Raw genomic sequence first — 18,944 nt, forward strand, 5'->3', positions numbered from 1 at the left:
ATTCCGGCCATGTGTACCGGCCTCAGACGAGGGTGGTCACGATGTCGATGTTGCCGTGTAGCGCCTTCGAGTAGGGGCAGGTGCGGTGCGCGGTGTCGACGAGCGACTGCGCCACCTCGCGATCCAGGCCCGGCAAGCTCACGTTGAGACGGGCCTGCAGGAAGTACTGGTCGCCGGCCGTGCCGAGGTCGACCTCGGTATTCACTTCGGTGTCCTTGGGCAGGGCCACGTGCTGCGCACGGGCCGCCAGGCCCATGGCGCCGATGAAACAGGCGGACCAGCCGGCGGCGAGGAGCTGCTCCGGGTTGGTGCCTTCGCCGGCCGTGCCGGGCGGGGACAGCTTGATGGCCAGGCGGCCGTCGGAACTGCGCGATTCGCCGTCGCGGCCGCCGGTGGTGCGGGTCTTGCCGGTATAGAGGACGTTCTCGATGCGTGACATGGTGGTCTCCCGTTCGGTTTGAGGTGGTGACTAGGAGACGCCTGTGGCGTATCCCGGTTGTGTCGCCATGCCTGCCGAAACGCGTCGGAATGTGTAGTGGCCACCGCGGGATACATTGGGATACATACCGGTTGGCCCGCTACGTTGCGATACAAAACGGCACTCCCGGCGACACGCCCGGGATACGTGGCGGGGCTTCAATAAGTCATCCTCATTCACAGGTGACGCGCCATGACCTCCTCCCGTCTTCTTATCGGCTTCTCTGCGATCTGCCTCGCCCTGATCGCCGCGTGGCCCGCCGGCTGGGCCCGCGACCGTGCCGGCGACGCCACAGCCGCTTCCGCGTCCGTGCCTGCGCCGGACTTCGTCGGCATCGACCACTGGTTCAATTCGCAACCGCTTTCCCTCAAGGACCTGCATGGCAAGGTCACCCTGGTGGAGTTCTGGACGCACGAGTGCATCAACTGCGTGCATGTCGTGCCGCATACCGAGGCGCTGTACAAGAAATACGCGAACGACGGTCTGGTCGTGGTCGGCGTGCATACGCCGGAGTACGACGAGGAACATGAGCTTCCCGGGATCGCATCGGCCATCAAGGCGCAAGGCATCACGTATCCGGTCGCCGTCGACAACGGCTACGCCACCTGGAACGCCTATGGCAACCGGTTCTGGCCTGCGCTATATCTGATCGACCAGAACGGCAAGATTGTCTACAGCCACTATGGCGAGGGAAACTACGACGAAACCGAAGCACGCGTCCGCCAGCTCTTGGGCAAGGCGTGACCAGGGCCTGACTCTGCCTGACATCACCCACGGGAGCCTTTCATGGACCACGTCGACCATATCCTCGTCGTCGATGACGATCGCGAAATCCGCACGGGTGTCGCGCAGTACCTGCAGAAGAACGGGCTGCGTACCAGCGTAGCGGCCGATGGTCGCGAGATGAATGCCCTGCTCGATACCACCGCCGTGGACCTCATCGTGCTCGACATCATGATGCCTGGCGACGACGGGCTGGTGCTCACCCGTAACCTGCGCGCGAGCAAGCACCGGGCGATCCCGGTGCTCCTGCTCACCGCGCGCGACGACGAGACCGACCGGATCATCGGGCTGGAGATGGGCGCCGACGATTACGTGGTCAAGCCATTCTCGCCGCGCGAACTGCTGGCGCGCATCAACGCGGTGATCCGCCGCACGCGCATGCTGCCGCCGAACCTCCGCGTGACCGAAGCCAGTGGCATGCTCGGTTTCGGTCGCTGGCGCCTGGACACCACCGCGCGCCATTTGCTCGACGACGAGGGCACCATCGTGTCGCTGAGCGGCGCGGAATTCCGTCTGTTGCGCGTGTTCCTCGATCACCCGCAGCGAATCCTCTCGCGCGACCAGCTGCTCAACCTCACCCAGGGGCGCGACGCCGAGCTGTTCGATCGCTCGATCGACCTGATGGTGAGTCGTCTCCGCCAGCGCCTCGTCGATGACGCCCGAGAGCAGGCCTATATCAAGACCGTGCGCAATGAGGGCTATGTCTTCACCATGCCGGTCGTCGTGCTCGGGGAAGCGTCGTGAATGCGACGCTGGCGCGCTGGATGCCGAAGAGCATCGCATCGCGCCTGTATCTGATCATCTTTACCGGGTTGCTGCTGGCGCACGGCATGTCGTTCGGGCTGCTGTTCTTCGAGCGCTACCAGAGCGCGAAGACGGTCATGCTCAATACCCTCGAGCACGACGTCGGTACATCGGTGGCGATTCTCGATCGCCTCCCGGCCGCGGAGCGGCCGGCATGGCTGGGTCGGCTACAACGCGACAATTACCGCTACATCCTCGGTCCGGGCCAGGGCGGCACCGATCCGATCTCGGATCGTGCGCGCGTCGTCACCGGTCTGATCCAGCGCGAAGTCGGTCCGTCGTTCGCGGTCAAGGCAAATACCGTCGCGATGGGGCCGGAGCGCTACCAGGTACACCTCACCCTGCACGACGGCGCCCCCCTGGCTATCGAAGTCACGCCACGCGTGATGCCCCTCGCCGACTGGCTTCCCTTCGTCTTCATCCTGCAGATGATCGTGCTGGTGGTGATCACCTGGCTGGCCGTCCGCCTGGCCACGCGTCCGCTGGTTCGACTGGCGCGCGCCGCGGAGTCCATCACCCCGACGAACGAAGGGCCGCGGATGGCCGAGGACGGCCCCACCGAGGTGGCTCAGGCGGCGGTGGCGTTCAATGCCATGCAGGATCGCATCGCGCTCTACGTGAAGGAGCGCCTGCAGATCCTCGCCGCGATCTCGCATGATCTGCAGACGCCGATCACCCGCATGCGTCTGCGCGCCGAGGCCCTCGACGATTCACAGGAGCGCGGCAAGCTGCTCCAGGATCTGCACGAGATGGAGCACCTGGTGCGCGAAGGCGTGGCGTATGCGCGCAGTGCGCATGGCGCCACGGAGACGCCGCGCAAGATCGATCCGGCCGCGTTCGTGGAAAGCCTCGTCTTCGACTACCAGGACACCGGCAAGGCCGTGAGTCTTTCCGGCAGCGTCGACGGCACGGCGATCGTCCGGCCGCAGGCGCTGCGACGGGTGCTCGGCAACTTGATCGACAACGCGTTGAAGTACGCCGGCACGGCGGAAGTAGGCATGGCGCGCACCGCGGCCGGCACGTTATGCATCGAAGTCGCCGATCGCGGTCCGGGCATTCCCGAGGACGAACTGGGGCGCGTGCTCGAGCCGTTCTACCGGCTGGAGAATTCGCGCAACCGCGATACGGGTGGAACAGGGTTGGGCCTGGCGATCGCTGCACAGCTGATGCTGTCGATCGGTGGCCGGCTTACCCTGGCGGCTCGCCCCGGCGGCGGTTTGATCGCGCGCGTGGAATTACCTTGAGGCCCTGAGGCGAAAGGTGAACCCTGTGGGAGCCGCTTCAGCGGCGAAAAGGAAGAACATGTGGGAGCCGCTTCAGCGGCGAAAAGCCAACGGAGCGGAAACGCCGTAACGCCTGTCGCCGATAAATCGGCTCCCACACAAAGCTGCTACATACAGCTCCCACACACGACGCGGCTCACCCCACCAGATCCTCGCGATACGCATAGAGGCCAGGCTGCCCACCCGTCGCAATGAACAACACATGCTCGCCATCGCGCACGGTGCCATCGCGCAGGCTTTGCACCAACCCCGCAAACGCCTTCCCCGAATACACCGGATCCAACAGGATGCCTTCGGCGCTCGCCATCAGGCGCAAGGCGTCCTTCATGGCCACCGTCGGCACGCCATAACCGTCGCCCAGCTGCGCTCCGTCTATCCGCACATGCGCATCGGACAACTCGGCCTGCGAGCCGAGCAGGGCGAGTGCATCGCGTGCCAGCCCGAGTGTCGTCGTTGCCGCGGCGTCGCGTGCGGCAAGCACCGAATACGCCATGACCCGCTCCGGCTGGCGGCCCAGCGCGGCGAAGCCCGCGACAAGGCCCGCGTGCGTCCCCGAGCTGCCATTGGGCACGATGATGCGATCGAAGCGCAGGTCGAGCGCGTCTTCCTGCTGCGCGATTTCCCGTGCGCAACGCGCGTAGCCCAAGGCACCACGTGGCGTCGAGCCACCGGTGGGAAGAATAACGACGACATGGCCTCCCGCCTGCAGCGCTTCCGCGCGCGCCGTCGCATGGACCAGCGCATTCTCGCCACGCGGCAGTAGCGTCACCTTCGCACCGAACAATGCATCGAGAAGCACGTTGCCGTTCTTCTCGTAGTCGTCGCCGTCCTTGGGAACCATGCGTGCGAGGAGCATCTCGCAAGCGAATCCGTGCCGCGCGGCAGCGGCCGCCGTCAGGCGCGCATGGTTCGACTGAACGCCACCGACCGTGATGATGGTGTCCGCGCCGATGTCGCGCGCATGGCCCAGGTGATACTCGAGCTTGCGCAGCTTGTTGCCACCGCCGCCGAGCGCCATGACGTCGTCGCGTTTGATACTCAGGCGGATGCCGCGCCTGGCAAGGCCAAGCCGCTCTTCGACACGCTCGAGGCGATGGACTGCTGTCACGGTGTCGAGCAAGGGGATGCGGGGAAGACGGTCGAGCGCGTCGAGGGCGTCGTATGACATGGCGGTGTCCGGGGAGACGTGGTGGCGGATTCCCGATGATCCGCCGTTTCGCCGTCCACGGCGAGCCCGTCTGCGGTCAGAACGGTGGCAACGAATCCGCGAGCTTCTCGTGTTCGCGCAGGAGCGGAAGCGTGTCATGGGCAAAGGCGCGGATCTCGGTGTCCTCGCCCTTGGTGGCTTCCAGCTCGTAAAGCCCCGAGGTCAGCTTGTGTGAGCGCAGCATGAGGTCGGAGTACGCACGATCGAAGTTCGCCCCATCGAGGCCCTTGAGTCGGTCGATGTCTTGCTGCTGCGCTACGTCCGGCGCGGTTGCGATCTGGATGCCTTTGCTTCCCGCCAGCTTGCCCAGTTGTTCGTTCGACCGGCTGTGATCGATGACCATTTGGGCGGCGTACTTTTTCACATCGTCGGATGACGCCTGGTCCGCGGCGAGTTTACCAAGCGCGATCTCGGTGAGATTACCGCTACTGGCCTTGCGGACAAAGTCGGTATCGGCGGCGCTGCTTCGCGCGGATTCGGCGGACGCCGTGCCTGCAAGGAAGAGGGCGATGATGAGGCTGGCGAACGTGCGCATGGCAGACCCTCGTTGGCGACCTCCGGATAAGACAACGCCCCGGTCTGGGGCCGGGGCGTTGTCCCTGTTACTCGGTGTGCGCGTGACTTATATCCTGGGACCGCGACGCAGGCCGCCGAACAGCAGCGACAGAATGAACAGGATAAGGAAGACCACGAACAGAATCTTGGCGATGCTGGCGGCGCCGGCGGCGATGCCGGTGAAGCCGAAGACCGCCGCGATGATGGCGATGACGAAGAAAACTACGGCCCAATGCAGCATGTCGGTGACTCCTCTCTGGTGACGCGGTAGAAGCGGAATAGGGTGGGTGGAGCGATGGTGCCGCCCGGGCGGCATCACTTGCTGCTCCAGGTCGGGTGCCATTCGACCATCGCCCGCCTGAAGTCCGTGTCGTCAACGGGTGAGTCCCTGTCTCACCGGGCCTATGCATTTTCTACACGCCGGGCGGCAGTTGCGGCGTCGTAGCGAAGGCGCGATGGTGTGCGCACCTTCTCGCCAGGAACGTTCTCCATGAGTGCCCAACGCCTTCGAGACCTTCACCGCGGTAGCGAGCTCCTCGTGCTGCCTAACGCCTGGGATCCGGCCAGTGCCTCGGTCATCCAGCATGCCGGCGCCCCAGCCGTCGCCACGACCAGCGCCGGGGTGGCGTGGTCGTGCGGCTGGCCGGATGGCGATCAGCTACCTGCTGCCGAGATGATCGGTGCCGTGCGCCGCATCCTGCGCGTGGTCGACCTGCCCCTGACCGTCGATATCGAGGAGGGGTGTTCGGATGACCCGGAGGAGGTGGCCCGACTGGTTGTCACGCTGGTGGACGAAGGCGTGGCGGGTATCAACATCGAGGACGGATCGAAGTCGCCGGACCTGCTCGTCGCGAAGCTGCAGGCGATACGCGCGGCGCTGGGCAAGCGTGACCTCTTCATCAACGGACGTACCGATGTGTATCTCCGTGGCATGGCGTCGGGTGACGCGGCAGTCGAGGAAGTCCTCGCTCGGGCGAAGCGCTACATCGACGCCGGAATCGATGGCATGTTCGTTCCCGGCCTATCGGTGATCGACGAGATCCGACGGGTCGCCGAAGGGATCGCGTCGGTTCCGTTGAACGTCATGCTGGTGCCGGGTTTGCCGTCGCACGCGGAACTCTACTCAGCCGGCGCGCGGCGCCTGAGCGCGGGTATCGCGCTGTCGTTGGATGCTTATGCGGCTACCGCACAGAAGGCGGCCGAGTTCATGGGCAAAGCTGCGCCGGCGGCAGTGACCTATCCGCTCCTGAACGCGCTGCTGAAAAGGTAAACGAGGCCCGGCTTTCTGTAGGAGCCGATTCATCGGCGATGGGGTGCTTGCCTCATCCTTGACCGCTGCCGCGGGATCGCCGATGAATCGGCTCCTACCAAGGCAGGAGCAGGTGGGTCCACGAAAAAGGGGTGGCTTTCGCCACCCCCCTTTTTTTTGAAACATTCGCGGAAGAAGTAATTACTTCTTCTTGACCTCGAACGCTTCGTTGCCCACGGCCTGGCCGTTGAGCGAGATGGCGACCTTGTACTTGCCTTCCGGCCACTCGTTCGGATTCTGGATCTTGAACGTGGTGACGGCCGGGCCGTCCGTGCTGATCGACTGGCTGATGTCGCTGACCGTGGTGGCGGTGTCGCCGTCCTGGTAGGTCCACTTCGCATTCAGCGTGGCGCCGGCGGTCGTGCCGTCGGTGGCGACCGAAGCGTAGATGGTCTTGTCGGACGGAGCGAAGGCGTTCTTCGCCTTGGCGACCTTCTTGTCGGCGCCGACGGCGTTGCCGAGGGTGACCGCGCCGACCTTCAGCGTGTCGGCAGCGGCAGCCGGGGCAGCGGGCGCGGCAACGGGCTGGGCAGCCGGAGCAGCGACGGCAGCGGTGGTCGTGGCGGCGGGAGCAGCGGCCGGAGCGGTGCTGGCGGCAGCCGGAGCGGTAGCAGCCGGCGCCGGCGCGGCGTTTTGCTGATCTTCCTTCTTGCCGCAGGCGGTGAGGACCAGCAGACCGGCGACGGTGGCCGTGGCGAGGGCGGACGAACGGAAGGAAAGCTTCATGTCTGGATTCCGATAGTGCTGATCAAAGTCGAATGGGACGAGGCACAGGGACCGATCCCCTTGGCCGCGGCAGGTTACAGGCTACACAACTAAAGGCAAGACCAATGAAGAACGCATGAACGGTGCATTCATTATTGCCGCGCGCCGCGCGGATTGCCGGGCACGGCGGCCGGGTCCGTGCTGCGGAACGGATTGATGTCGAGGCCGCCGCGGCGCGTGTAACGCGCATACACGGCCAGCTCGCGTGGCGCGCAGCGTTCGCGGATGTCCATGAAGATGCGTTCGACGCACTGCTCGTGGAATTCGGTGTGGCTGCGGAAGGAAACCAGGTAACGGAGCAGGCCGGCGCGGTCGATCGGCGCGCCTGTATAGGCGATCTGCACGCTGCCCCAGTCGGGCTGGCCGGTGACCGGGCAATTGGAGCGCAGCAGGTGCGAGACCAGTACTTCCCGGGCGTCGCCTTCGTGGGTCGCCAGGAAATCCGGGCGGGGCGGGCCGTAGCTGTCGAAGTCGAGCTCCTGGACGTCCAGGAGAGCGCCTTCGGGTTCACCGATCGGTGTCCCGTCGAGGTCGCCCGGTGCCCGCAGGATCACCTCGGCGGGGCCTCCGGCTGCCGCCGACAGGTCGCGGACGAGGATCGCGCCCACGGCGGCGGCATCGGCCAGGCGTTCCTGGGCGAAGCTGTTCAGGTAGAGCTTGAACGACTTGGATTCGACGATGTTCGGTGTCGTCGCCGGAAAGCGGAATTCGGCGACCGCGACGACGGGTTTGCCACGCAGGTCCAGCCAGGACAGCTCGTAGCCGTTCCATACATCCACGCCGTGGAACGGCAGCGCGTCGGCGGAGACGCCGATTTCGTCGCGCTTGCCCTGGCGGGGAATGGGATAGAGCAGCCCGGCGTCGTAGCGGTCGGCGTAGACGGTGGCCTTGCCCAGCGGCGAATGATCGGGAGATGACATCCGCCCATTATAGGGAGGGAAGCCCCACCCCCGTTAACCGGGGCGGGGCTGCCGTTCACGGATCAGGCGTTGATGAAACCCATCATGTTGGCCTGGTAGCGCTCGCCGGCGGCGGAATCTGGCGGGAAGATCGCGTCGATCTCGGCGACCTCGGCCGCGCTCAGGACGACATCGACGGCAGCGGCGTTCTCGTCCAGGTAGGTGCGGCGCTTGGTGCCCGGGATCGGGATGATGTCCTCGCCCTTGGCCAGTACCCATGCCAGGGCCAGCTGGCCGGGCGTGCAGCCCTTGTCGGCGGCGAAGGTCTTCACCTTGTCGACGATGGCGACGTTCTTCTGGAAGTTCTCGCCGACGAAGCGCGGGTTGAGCCGGCGGTAGTCGTCCTCGGCAAAATCCTCCGGCCGGGTGATCGCGCCGGTGAGGAAACCACGACCCAGCGGGCTATAGGCGACCAGGGCGATGCCATGTTCGCGGCAGGCGGCCAGGGTGCCCGTCGTCTCCGGATCGCGCGTCCACAGCGAATACTCGCTCTGCAGTGCGGTGATCGGATGCACGCTGACCGCTTTGCGAATGGATTCGGCCGAGGCCTCGGACAGGCCCAGGTAACGCACCTTGCCTTCCTCGACCAGGCGCGCCATGGCGCCGATGGTTTCCTCGATCGGCACGGTCTGGTCGACACGGTGCTGGTAATAGAGGTCGATGACATCGGTCTTCAGGCGGCGCAGGCTGCCTTCGACGGACTGACGCACGTACTCGGGCCGACCGCTGATGCCGCGCTTGGTCGGGTCGTTCGGATCGCGCACGATGCCGAACTTCGTGGCCAGGAAGACCTGGTCGCGGCGGCCGGCGAGCGTGCGGCCGAGCAGTTCTTCGTTGGTGTGCGGGCCATACGCGTCGGAGGTGTCCCAGAAGGTGATCCCGAGTTCGAGCGCGCGCTCGAGGGTGGCGATCGATTCCTTCTCGTCACCGGCGCCGTAGAACTCGCTCATGCCCATGCAGCCGAGGCCGAGCAGGGACACCTGCGGTCCATGCGTTCCAAGTTGGCGGGTCTTCATGCATTTCTCCTGCGTCTCGAGGGGATGGCAGCCGGCACCGGCGCGGGTGGCGTCGGTGCTTCGGCGGGGGAAGGGGCGCCGTCTTCGACGTACATCGAGCGGTACAGGGCGATTTTTTCGTCCAGCCGCCCGATCGTCTCGGTGAGCGTGACCAGCTCGTCGCGCAGGGTGGCGGCATGGCGTGCCAGGAGATCGCCGCGCAGGCGGATGCTCTCGGGCGTTTCGCCCTGGCGACGCAGCTCGGCGTATTCCTGGATCACCCGCATAGGCATGCCGGTGGCACGTAGCTTGAGCACGAAGTGGATGAAACGCATCTCGGCCTCGCCGTAGACACGCTGGCCACTCCGCCGCGGCACCGGATCGATCAGGCCGATCTGCTCGTAATACCGCAGCGTATGCGTGGTGAGGCCGGTGGCGAGAGCGGCCTCGGCGATGGTCATCGAATTGGGCATTCGAGGAGCGTACGCCTTCGAGTGCGCTCTAAGTCAACAGGCTTGGCATACGCTTCGGTAGGAGCCGATTCATCGGCGAACCCGCGGCAGCGGGCAAGGTTGCGGCCAGCGTCAGGCCGGTGACGTCAGGCCGGCAGCGTCAGGCCGGCAGCGGCTGCACCGGCGTCGGCTTGTGATCGGCATCGAGCGCGATCATGGTGAACGTGCCACGCGTGCACAGCTCGCGCGCGCCGGTGAGCAGGTCTTCGGTGTACATGGCGACGTCGATCTTCATCGAGGTGCGGCCGACCGAGACGACCGTGGCGATCAGCTCGACCATCTGGCCCTTGCGTACCGGGACGTGGAAGTCGACCTGCTCCGAGCGGGCGGTGACGACGATCTTCCGGGAGTAGCGCGAGGCGGCGAGAAAGGCCGCCTTATCCATCCACGCCAGCGCCTGGCCGCCGAACAGCGTGCCGAGGTGGTTGGTGTGGTCGGGGAAGACGATTTCGAGGACGCGGGCCTCGATGGGGTGGGCGATGTCGGTCATGGGCGGTTCCTGTTGCAGTGCAGCAATGATACAGGCACTGCAACAGGAAGGGCCGTCAGAACGACTGGTCGAAGGCGACTTCGCCTTCCACGCCGACCTGGTACGAGGAAACGCGGCGCTCGAAGAAGTTGGTCAGTTCCTGGACGTCCTGCAGGTCCATGAAGTCGAACGGGTTCTTCGAGCCGTACTTCTTCGGCATGTCCAGCTGCACGAGGCGCTGGTCGGCGCAGTACTCGAGGTACTGGCGCATGTCGGTGACCGAGAGGCCGGCGACGCCGCCCGAGAGCACGTCCTGGGCGAACAGGGTTTCGCAGGCGATGGCGTCTTCGAGCATGGCTTCGACCTGCATGCGCATCTCGTCGTCGAAGAGGTCTGGCTCCTGCTCGCGCACGGTGCGGACGACTTCGAAGGCGAAGGCCATGTGGCCGGACTCGTCACGGAAGACCCAGTTGGTGCCCGAGGCCAGGCCGTGCAGCAGGCCGCGCGAACGCAGGTAGTACACGTAGGCGAAGGCGGCGAAGAAGAACAGGCCTTCGATGCAGGCGGCGAAGCAAATCAGGTTGAGCAGGAACTGGCGACGGTGCTCGCGGGTTTCCAGACGATGGAGGCCCTGGATCGAGTCGATCCACTTGAAGCAGAACTCGCCCTTGGCCGCGATGGACGGGATGCTTTCGATCGCCGCGAACGCCTTGTTGCGCTCCGAGGGTTCCGGAATATAGGTGTCGAGCAGGGTGAGGTAGAACTGCACGTGCAGCGCTTCTTCATACAGCTGGCGCGAGAGGTACATGCGCGCTTCGGGCGAATTGATGTGCTGGTACAGGTTCAGCACCAGGTTGTTCGACACGATCGTGTCGCCGGTGGCGAAGAAGGCCACCAGGCGATGGATGAGGTGGCGATCCGCGTCCGACATCTTCGACTTCAGGTCCGACGTGTCCAGCGAGAAGTCGACTTCTTCCACCGTCCAGGTGTTGCGGATAGCGGAGCGGTACATCTCGTAGAACTGCGGATACTTCATCGGCCGCAGCGTCAGTTCGAAGCCGGGGTCGAGGATGTTGGAGTCGCGGGTGATCGGTGCAGCGGACATCGGGTACCTCGGGAATGGGTGAGCGGCGCGGGGTCGCGCCAGCATCGGTATGCAAGGTCTCTGTAGGAGCCGCTTCAGCGGCGATCCGCGGCAGCGGGCAGGCTCGTCGCGAGCACCCTATCGCCGATGAATCGGCTCCTACAGGGACAGTGTTGCGGTGTTGCGGAGTTACAGATGTTGTTGCTGTTGTTACTGGCAGGCTTCGCAGTACTCGGGGTTCTCGAGCGAGCAGAACACCGCGGCTTCGGCCTGTTCCTGCGCATCGGCGACCGGAGCGATCGGTGCCTGGACGGCGGCCGGGGAGCTCACGGTGGTCTTGGCGATGCGCGTGGCAGGACGCGAGCGCAGGTAGTAGGTCGTCTTGACGCCCGACTTCCACGCGTACATGTACATGGAGGAGAGCTGGCCGATGTTCGGGTTCTCCATGAACAGGTTCAGCGACTGGCTCTGGTCGATGTACGCACCGCGCGAGGCGGCGAGGTCGATGAGGGCCTTCTGCGGCAGTTCCCACGTGGTGCGGTACACCTCGCGCAGCCGCGCCGGGATAGCGTTGATGCCTTGTACCGAACCTTCGGCGAGCTTGATCTGGTCGCGCACTTCGGCGGTCCACAGGCCCAGCGTCTTCAGTTCGTCGACCAGGTAGCGGTTGACCACGAGGAAGTCGCCCGACAGTGTCTCGCGCTTGAACAGGTTGGACACCTGCGGCTCGATGCACTCGTAGCAACCGGCGATCGAGGCAATCGTCGCGGTCGGTGCGATGGCGATGAGCAGCGAGTTGCGCAGGCCCTTGGCCTTGATCTTCTCGCGCAGCTCGGCCCAGCGGCCATCGAGGTCGGTCGGCGTCGCCGTCGGCCAGTAGTCGAACTGCATCTCGCCGTTGGCCGAACGCGTCTCTTCGAAGCCCGGCAGCGGGCCATCGCGCTCGGCGATCTCGTTGGACATGGACAGCGCATGGAAGTAGATCTCTTCCTGGATGCGCGTCGACAGCTTGCGGGCTTCTTCCGAATCGAACGGCAGGCGCAGCTTGAAGAAGACGTCCTGCAGGCCCATCACGCCGAGACCGACCGGGCGCCACTTCATGTTCGCCGTCTTCGCCGTGGCGATCGGGTAGAAGTTGAGGTCGATGACGCGGTTGAGCTGGCGTACGGCGGTGCGCACCGTGGTGGCGAGCTTGTCGTAGTCGAACTGGCCGTCCACCACGTGGCGGGCGAGGTTCACCGAGCCGAGGTTGCACACGGCCGTCTCGCCTTCCGAGGTCACTTCGAGGATCTCGGTGCACAGGTTCGACAGGTGGATCACGTTCTGCGGCAGGGCGGTCTGGTTGCTGGTCGCGTTGGAGCGATCCTTGAAGGTCATCCAGCCGTTGCCGGTCTGGGCCAGCGAACGCAGCATGCGGGCGTAGAGCTCACGCGCCTTGATCGACTTCGCGGCGAGGCCTTCGGCCTCGGCCTTTTCATAGGCGGCTTCGAAGGTCGGGCCCCAGGTATCGACGAAGTGCGGGACGATCTTCGGATCGAACAGCGACCAGTCGCCATCGGTCTCCACGCGGCGCATGAAGAGATCCGGGACCCAGTTGGCCAGATTCAGGTTGTGCGTGCGGCGTGCGTCGTCGCCGGTGTTCTCGCGCAGTTCGAGGAATTCCTCGATATCCGCGTGCCAGGATTCCAGGTACACGCAGGCCGCGCCCTTGCGCTTGCCACCCTGGTTTACCGCGGCCACGGACGCGTCGAGCGTCTTCAGCCAGGGCACGAGGCCGTTGGAGTGGCCATTGGTGCCCTTGATCAGCGAACCGCGCGAACGGATGCGAGAGTAGGCCAGGCCGATGCCACCGGCGAACTTCGACAGCTGGGCCACGTCGCCATACTTGGCGTAGATGGATTCCAGCGCGTCCTGCGGCGAGTCGAGCAGGAAGCACGACGACAGCTGCTCGTGCGCCGTGCCGGCGTTGAACAGGGTCGGCGAGCTGGCCAGGTATTCGAGCGACGACAGCATGCGATACAGCTCGAGCGTCTCGGCGACATCGTTGCCACCGAGCGCGCAGGCGATGCGCATGAAGAAGTACTGCGGCGTTTCGATCACGAAGCGCTTGGTCGGATGGCGCAGCAGGTAACGGTCGTACACGGTGCGCAGGCCGAAGTATTCGAAGCGGCGCGAACCGGTCGTGTCGATCGCATCGTTGAGCTTGCGCGCGTTGATCTGCACGAAGTCGCGGAGGCGCTCGTTGAGGATGCCCAGGTCGAAGCCGGCGGAGATCGACTGCGAGAACGACTGGATGTCCTGGCCCGACACTTCCTTGTCGACGAAAGCGGCGAGCAGGCGCGCGGCGAGCTGGCCGTACTCCGGCTCTTCGGCGGTGAGGGCCGCCGAGGTGCGGATCGACAGCTGGTCGAGTTCCTGGGTGGTGGCGCCGTCGTACAGGCCGCCGATCGTCTTCAGCGCCACGCGCATCGGATCGACCGCAAACAGGCCATCGGCGCTGCGCGTCACCGCGCGCACGATCTTGTTCACGTCGACCACTTCGTGGCCGCCGTTGCGCTTGGTCACGCGCATCTGGCCGGGGTTGTGCGGCGGCGTCAGCGCGAAGGCCGGCGGCACGTCGTTCTTGTAACCGGCGGCAGGCGCCTTGTCGGTTGCTGCGGAGGGGGTGGCGGCCGCATCGGCCGTCTCGGTGCGCTCGCGCGCTGCGGAATCCATCGTCGTCATTGTGTTGGCAGCCCCATGGCCTTGGTCAAACCCCGTTCCCGAGGAACCGGCTCGATGCGATGGCGGTGAAACGCGGGAATCGTCGAGGACGGAGCGCCGCGAAGGGCTCCGGTCCGCGACGTGCTTCCCCGCGGAAGCCGTCACTGCTATCGAGGCCGCTCGGGCTCCGATTGCTGGCAGGTCTTCGGACTTGTGGACGTGGGCCTCTCGGCCCGCCTACCCGTCGCTTCCCAGTCCCCGTAGGACCAGTGCATAGAACGGGATCGTTTCCACTTACCGCTGCGGGGCAGTTCCGGATTCACACCGGTATTCCCTATTAAGTCCGACGGGCAGTCGCGCCTCTCCGGACACCAACGGGACACACGATATAGCTGGCTGGGGGGTGCGTCAACACAAGATGTAGGGTGTTTGCCCTAGGTGCTTGATCGGCTTGGGAGTCGCCTTTGTCAAGCGGTTTTGATGCGCTGGCGCATGACGATTTTGTGAAGACCGTCTACACAAAGGGAACCACAACGAACCGATAAAATCGCCGGCCATCACCAACCCACGATTGCATTTCCGATGCCCTCATCGTTCGCATTGCAGGACCAGACCCTCCTTTCCCATGCGCTCGATGGCCTGACGTTCGGCTTTGCCGCCCTGTCGGCGACGGGGGAGCTGATCTACGCCAACGCCTGGGTCACGGCACGCCTGCGCGAGCACGAGCCCTCGGGGTTCCTCGGCCTGTGGGACAGTGAGAGCCGGGACCGCCTTCTCGCCGCCCTGCCACTGGTCGTTCCGGGTAACGGCGTGCGCGAGCTGGCCCTGGGCACGGCGGATGGCCTGCCTGTACGGGTGTCGCTCGAAGCGCGCCCGGGCGCAACGGCCAGCGTGGCGGTGACGATCCGCCCGGTCGCCGAGGGTGCGGGCGGTGACGGTGCGGCCGACGATCGCCGTCTCGCCTTGATCGAGATCGGCAATCTGTTGCGTGACCTGGAAGATCCTGCCGAGATTGCCTATCGTGTCGCCGAGGTACTCGGCCGGACGCTGAAGGTCAGTCGCGCCGGCTATGGCACGATCGATCCGGTCGCGGAGACGATCACCGTGGAGCGCGACTGGAATGCCCCGGGGATCACCACGCTCGCCGGCCTGCTGCGCTTTCGCGACTACGGCAGCTACATCGACGACCTCAAGCGCGGCGTGACCGCCGTGGTGACCGACGCCCGGACCGATCCACGGACCGCGGCGACGGCCGATGCGCTGGCGGGGATCAGTGCCCTGTCCTTCATCAATATGCCGGTGACCGAGCGGGGTGGCTTCGTCGCCTTGCTCTATCTCAATCATGAACACCCCCGCGCGTGGCCCGAGGAAGAGATCAGCTTCGTCAGCGAGGTGGCCAGCCGCACGCGCGTGGCCGTTGAACGGCGCCGCGCCGAGCACGAGTTACGGACGCTCGCCAAAGACCTGGAACGCCAGGTCGTCGAGCGCACGTACGAGCGTGACCGGGTCTGGACCCTGTCCAGCGACATCCTGGTCGTCGCCGACACCGACACGCGCCTGCTGTCGGTCAACCCGGCGTGGACCGCCATCCTGGGCTGGAGCGAGCGCGATACGGTCGGCCGCTCCTACCTCGACTTCGTCCACCCGGACGACATTTTCCGTACCCAGGACGAGACCGGCCATCTTTCCGACGGTGAGGCGACGCTCCGTTTCGAGAACCGCTATCGCACCGCCGACGGCGGCCTGCGTACGCTTTCCTGGCGCGCGGTCCCGAGTGAGGGCCTGATTTTCGCCGTGGCCCGCGATGTCTCGGCCGAGCGTGAGCGCGAGGCGGCGCTGGAGGTCACCCAGGAACAACTGCGTCAGGCGCAGAAGATGGACGCCATCGGTAACCTCACCGGCGGTGTCGCCCATGATTTCAATAACCTGCTCCAGGTCATCAGCGGCAACCTGCAGTTACTCGCCACCGATGTATCCGGCAACGAGCGGGCCGAGCGCCGCGTCGCCAATGCGATGGCCGGTGTCACGCGCGGGTCCAAACTCGCCGCCCAGCTGCTCGCCTTCGGACGCCGCCAGCCGCTGGCGCCGAAGGTCGTCAACATCGGTCGCTTCATTCGCGATATGGACGAGCTGCTGCGTCGCGCGCTCGGCGAGGCCATCGACGTGGAAACGGTGATCGCGGGTGGCTTGTGGAACACCCTGGTGGATCCGTCCAACGTCGAGAACGCGCTGCTCAACCTGGCGATCAACGCGCGGGATGCGATGAACGGCCAGGGCCGCCTGACCGTGGAAGCGGGTAACGCGCTGCTCGACGACGCCTATGCCAAGGCGCATGGTGACCTGCGTCCCGGCCAGTACGTGATGCTCGCCGTGACCGACACCGGCGCCGGCATCCCGCAGGACATCCTTGGCCAGGTATTCGATCCGTTCTTCACGACCAAGCCCGAAGGTCGTGGCACGGGCCTGGGCCTGTCGATGGTCTATGGCTTCGTGAAACAGTCCGGCGGCCACGTGAAAATCTACAGCGAGCCCGGCGAAGGCACGACGGTGAAGATCTACCTGCCGCGCTCGGTGCAGGGCGAAGACCGTGTGGTCGAGGTCGAGGAAGAAGGCGTGCGCGGTGGCGACGAAACCATTCTCGTGGCCGAGGACGACGAGGCGGTACGCGAGACGGTGGTCGGGCTGCTCGCCGATCTCGGTTATCGCGTGCTGAAGGCGCGCGATGCGGAAAGTGCGTTGTCGATCATCGAAAGCGGCATCGCCATCGACCTGCTGTTTACCGATGTCGTCATGCCCGGTCCCCTGCGCAGCCCGGAGCTGGCACGCAAGGCTGCCGAGCGTCAGCCTGGCATCGGCGTGCTGTTCACTTCCGGCTATACCGAAAATGCCATCGTGCACGGCGGCCGCCTGGACGAAGGCGTGGAGTTGCTGAGCAAACCGTATTCGCGTGAGGCCCTGGCGCGAAAGATCCGCCATGTACTCGCCGGCCGGGTGCCGCGCACACCGGGCGATCCCAAGGCCGCGCCGGCGCCGTCGATGCCCTCGCCGAAGGGTGCCCCGGCCTCGTTGCGTGTGCTGGTGGTCGAGGATGATGCACTCATCCGCATGTCCATTGCCGAGATGCTCGAGAGCCGCGGGCACATCGTCTTCGAAGCGGGCGACGGCATCGAGGCCATGCGCTGGCACGGCGCCGAGGATATCGACATCCTGCTCACCGACGTCGGCCTGCCCGGGATGAATGGTGTCGAGGTCGCCGAGCGCATGCGTGAGGCACAGCCGTCGCTGCCGGTGCTTTTCGCCACCGGCGACCAGACCGCCAACGGCGTCGAGCGCGATGCGCGTACGGCGATCATCGTGAAGCCCTACGGCGTGGCGGACCTGATCGAGGCCATCGGGCGGATCACGCGGGGATCGTAAGGGCATCGCCGCTGAAGCGGCTCCCACAGGAGAGCATCGCCGATAAACCGGCTCCTACCGAGCAGGTTATCGGGCTCTGGTGGGAGCCGATTCATCGGCGATGGGTGCTCGCCTCAGGGCAACATATGCCCCCCGGTCACCCCATACGTCTCGCCCGTAATAAAGCTCGCCTCCTGCGACGCCAGCAGCACATATACCGGCGCGCACTCGACCGGCTGTCCCGGGCGCTTCAGCGGCACGTTCTTGCCGAACTCGACCAGCTTGTCCTGGGGCTGTCCGCCACTCGGCTGTAATGGCGTCCACACCGGACCCGGTGCCACCGCATTTACGCGGATGCCTTTCTCCGCAGCCTGCTTCGCCAGCGCCTTGGTGAAGGCGACGATAGCCGCCTTCGTGGGCGCGTAGTCGAGCAGGATGTCCGAAGGCTCATACGCCTGGATCGACGCGGTATTCACGATCGCCGCACCGGGCGGCATGTGCGGCAGGGCCGCCTTGCATAGCCAGAAGAGCGCGAACACGTTGGTCTGGAAGGTTGCCTGGAATGCCGCGCTGTCCAGGTCGGCGATGGACTTGGCGAACTGCTGGCGTCCCGCCACGTTCGCGAGGATGTCGAGACCGCCCAGGTCCTTCACAGCCCGGGCGACGAGTTGCTTGCAGAAGGCTTCGTCCTTCAGGTCGCCCGGCACGCCGAACACGGTATGGCCTTCGCCCGTGAGCAGGGCGATCACGTCGTCGGCGTCTTCCTGTTCTTCGGGGAGATAGTTGATCATCACGCTGGCGCCTTCACGCGCGAACGCGATCGCCGCCGCGCGGCCGATGCCGGAGTCGCCGCCGGTGACCAGGGCCTTGCGACCCTTCAGGCGGCCGTTGCCGCGGTAACTGGTCTCGCCGTGGTCAGGCTTCGGCACCATGTCGGCAGCGAGGCCGGGTGCCGGTTGCGGCTGCTTGGAAAAGTCCGGTTGCGGATATTGCGTGCGCGGGTCGCGCATCGTGTAGGGGTCGTACGTGGCGTGCTTCGCCATGGGGAGATCCTCACAGTGGAGAGAGATCTCCCGGTTTACGGGGCGGGACGTCCATGTCCCGTCCACGTCATGTCATTTGCCCATGCCGCCGAGCATGCCCTTGCCCTGCTTGAGCACGACATCGCAGGCCTTCTTGGTGACCTTGGCTTTCATGTCGCCCATGGGTGAGCTGTCCGAGCTGGCCGCGCCGCCCAGATCCACGGTCTTGCCGTCCTTGGACTTGAGCAGGCCCTTGGCGCCGTCGAGATAACCCTTGTCCTGCGTCGGCGCGGCGGCGGTCGCGGATGAGCCGCCACCCAGTTTGCCGAGCAACTGGTCCTTCACGCCCGAAGCGCCACTGTCGCCGCCGAGGTAATTGTTGGTGACGCAGTACTGCAGGATGCCGGCGACGTTGCCCATGCTGCCGGAGGTGAGCGAGCTGCTGGACGATCCACCCATCAGCTTGTCGAGCTGACCGGCGGATGCCACAGGAGCGGCGATGGCGAGGGTGAGGGCGATGCCGGCGAGGACGGTCTTCATGACGTTGGCTCCGGAGGGTCGAGGTCCGGAAGGGATAAACCTTCGCGCGTTAGACGGATGTAAGCGGTCCTCCGGCAGGC

18 protein-coding genes and 1 riboswitch are annotated in these 18,944 nt (G+C 65.5%); of the genes, 5 read left to right on the plus strand and 13 right to left on the minus strand.

Annotated elements, in window-relative coordinates:
* Window positions 1-22: 22 nt before the first annotated feature.
* Window positions 23-439, minus strand: coding sequence for an organic hydroperoxide resistance protein (locus BJI69_RS08960; RefSeq protein ID WP_046968317.1), 417 nt, complete (start codon window positions 437-439; stop codon window positions 23-25).
* 231 nt (window positions 440-670) lie between these two features.
* Here BJI69_RS08960 and BJI69_RS08965 point away from each other — a divergent pair, with 231 nt between their 5' ends.
* The 3 genes from BJI69_RS08965 to BJI69_RS08975 are packed head-to-tail and all read left to right on the plus strand — an operon-like array spanning window position 671 to window position 3,309.
* The gene (locus tag BJI69_RS08965; protein ID WP_046968318.1) at window positions 671-1,222 is read left to right on the plus strand and encodes a redoxin family protein; all 552 of its coding nucleotides are present in this window, start codon (window positions 671-673) and stop codon (window positions 1,220-1,222) included.
* A 42-nt stretch (window positions 1,223-1,264) separates the two neighbouring features.
* Window positions 1,265-2,005 carry a response regulator gene (locus tag BJI69_RS08970; protein WP_046968319.1) on the plus strand — a complete coding sequence of 247 codons (741 nt, stop codon included), beginning with the start codon at window positions 1,265-1,267 and terminating at the stop codon, window positions 2,003-2,005.
* The gene (locus tag BJI69_RS08975) at window positions 2,002-3,309 is read left to right on the plus strand and encodes a sensor histidine kinase (protein ID WP_244465285.1); all 1,308 of its coding nucleotides are present in this window, start codon (window positions 2,002-2,004) and stop codon (window positions 3,307-3,309) included. Before BJI69_RS08970 ends, BJI69_RS08975 begins: the two co-directional genes overlap by 4 nt.
* Before the next feature lie 175 nt (window positions 3,310-3,484).
* Here BJI69_RS08975 and BJI69_RS08980 read toward each other — a convergent pair whose 3' ends face one another.
* From BJI69_RS08980 to BJI69_RS08990, 3 genes are all read right to left on the minus strand, one after another.
* On the minus strand, window positions 3,485-4,516 hold the full coding sequence (locus BJI69_RS08980; RefSeq protein WP_046968320.1) for a D-cysteine desulfhydrase family protein: 1,032 nt from the start codon (window positions 4,514-4,516) through the stop codon (window positions 3,485-3,487).
* Window positions 4,517-4,592: 76 nt separating this feature from the next.
* On the minus strand, window positions 4,593-5,090 hold the full coding sequence (locus BJI69_RS08985; RefSeq protein ID WP_052767252.1) for a DUF4142 domain-containing protein: 498 nt from the start codon (window positions 5,088-5,090) through the stop codon (window positions 4,593-4,595).
* A gap of 87 nt (window positions 5,091-5,177) precedes the next feature.
* Window positions 5,178-5,351 carry a DUF1328 domain-containing protein gene (locus BJI69_RS08990; RefSeq protein WP_046968321.1) on the minus strand — a complete coding sequence of 58 codons (174 nt, stop codon included), beginning with the start codon at window positions 5,349-5,351 and terminating at the stop codon, window positions 5,178-5,180.
* A 249-nt stretch (window positions 5,352-5,600) separates the two neighbouring features.
* Here BJI69_RS08990 and BJI69_RS08995 point away from each other — a divergent pair, with 249 nt between their 5' ends.
* Window positions 5,601-6,380 (plus strand): isocitrate lyase/PEP mutase family protein, encoded by a 780-nt coding sequence (locus tag BJI69_RS08995; protein WP_046968322.1) that lies wholly within the window; start codon window positions 5,601-5,603, stop codon window positions 6,378-6,380.
* 180 nt (window positions 6,381-6,560) lie between these two features.
* Here BJI69_RS08995 and BJI69_RS22515 read toward each other — a convergent pair whose 3' ends face one another.
* The 7 genes from BJI69_RS22515 to BJI69_RS09030 form a co-directional block, all read right to left on the minus strand.
* Window positions 6,561-7,145: a hypothetical protein gene (locus BJI69_RS22515; RefSeq protein WP_071924912.1), complete on the minus strand. Its 585-nt coding sequence runs from the start codon at window positions 7,143-7,145 to the stop codon at window positions 6,561-6,563.
* Between the two features lie 131 nt (window positions 7,146-7,276).
* Window positions 7,277-8,104, minus strand: a complete 828-nt coding sequence (gene queF, locus BJI69_RS09005; RefSeq protein ID WP_046968324.1) for an NADPH-dependent 7-cyano-7-deazaguanine reductase QueF — start codon at window positions 8,102-8,104, stop codon at window positions 7,277-7,279.
* Window positions 8,105-8,166: 62 nt separating this feature from the next.
* On the minus strand, window positions 8,167-9,159 hold the full coding sequence (locus tag BJI69_RS09010; RefSeq protein ID WP_046968325.1) for an aldo/keto reductase: 993 nt from the start codon (window positions 9,157-9,159) through the stop codon (window positions 8,167-8,169).
* Window positions 9,156-9,599, minus strand: a complete 444-nt coding sequence (locus BJI69_RS09015) for a MerR family transcriptional regulator (protein WP_211258519.1) — start codon at window positions 9,597-9,599, stop codon at window positions 9,156-9,158. Before BJI69_RS09015 ends, BJI69_RS09010 begins: the two co-directional genes overlap by 4 nt.
* A gap of 151 nt (window positions 9,600-9,750) precedes the next feature.
* Window positions 9,751-10,140 carry an acyl-CoA thioesterase gene (locus BJI69_RS09020; RefSeq protein ID WP_046968327.1) on the minus strand — a complete coding sequence of 130 codons (390 nt, stop codon included), beginning with the start codon at window positions 10,138-10,140 and terminating at the stop codon, window positions 9,751-9,753.
* A 55-nt stretch (window positions 10,141-10,195) separates the two neighbouring features.
* On the minus strand, window positions 10,196-11,224 hold the full coding sequence (locus tag BJI69_RS09025; RefSeq protein ID WP_046968328.1) for a ribonucleotide-diphosphate reductase subunit beta: 1,029 nt from the start codon (window positions 11,222-11,224) through the stop codon (window positions 10,196-10,198).
* 189 nt (window positions 11,225-11,413) lie between these two features.
* Complete coding sequence (locus BJI69_RS09030; protein WP_425476879.1) at window positions 11,414-13,918, minus strand: ribonucleoside-diphosphate reductase subunit alpha; 2,505 nt, start codon at window positions 13,916-13,918, stop codon at window positions 11,414-11,416.
* Between the two features lie 167 nt (window positions 13,919-14,085).
* Window positions 14,086-14,297: riboswitch (cobalamin riboswitch) on the minus strand.
* A 191-nt stretch (window positions 14,298-14,488) separates the two neighbouring features.
* Between BJI69_RS09030 and BJI69_RS09035 the strand changes: the two genes are divergently transcribed.
* Window positions 14,489-17,323 carry a hybrid sensor histidine kinase/response regulator gene (locus BJI69_RS09035; protein WP_052767253.1) on the plus strand — a complete coding sequence of 945 codons (2,835 nt, stop codon included), beginning with the start codon at window positions 14,489-14,491 and terminating at the stop codon, window positions 17,321-17,323.
* 113 nt (window positions 17,324-17,436) lie between these two features.
* Here the strand turns inward: BJI69_RS09035 and BJI69_RS09040 are convergent, their stop codons facing one another.
* Complete coding sequence (locus tag BJI69_RS09040) at window positions 17,437-18,345, minus strand: SDR family oxidoreductase (protein WP_046968329.1); 909 nt, start codon at window positions 18,343-18,345, stop codon at window positions 17,437-17,439.
* Between the two features lie 72 nt (window positions 18,346-18,417).
* Window positions 18,418-18,864, minus strand: coding sequence for a DUF2501 domain-containing protein (locus BJI69_RS09045; protein ID WP_046968330.1), 447 nt, complete (start codon window positions 18,862-18,864; stop codon window positions 18,418-18,420).
* Between the last annotated feature and the right edge of the window lie 80 nt (window positions 18,865-18,944).

It is taken from the genome of Luteibacter rhizovicinus DSM 16549 (assembly GCF_001887595.1).
In the GTDB taxonomy this organism is placed as follows: Bacteria; Pseudomonadota; Gammaproteobacteria; order Xanthomonadales; family Rhodanobacteraceae; genus Luteibacter; species Luteibacter rhizovicinus.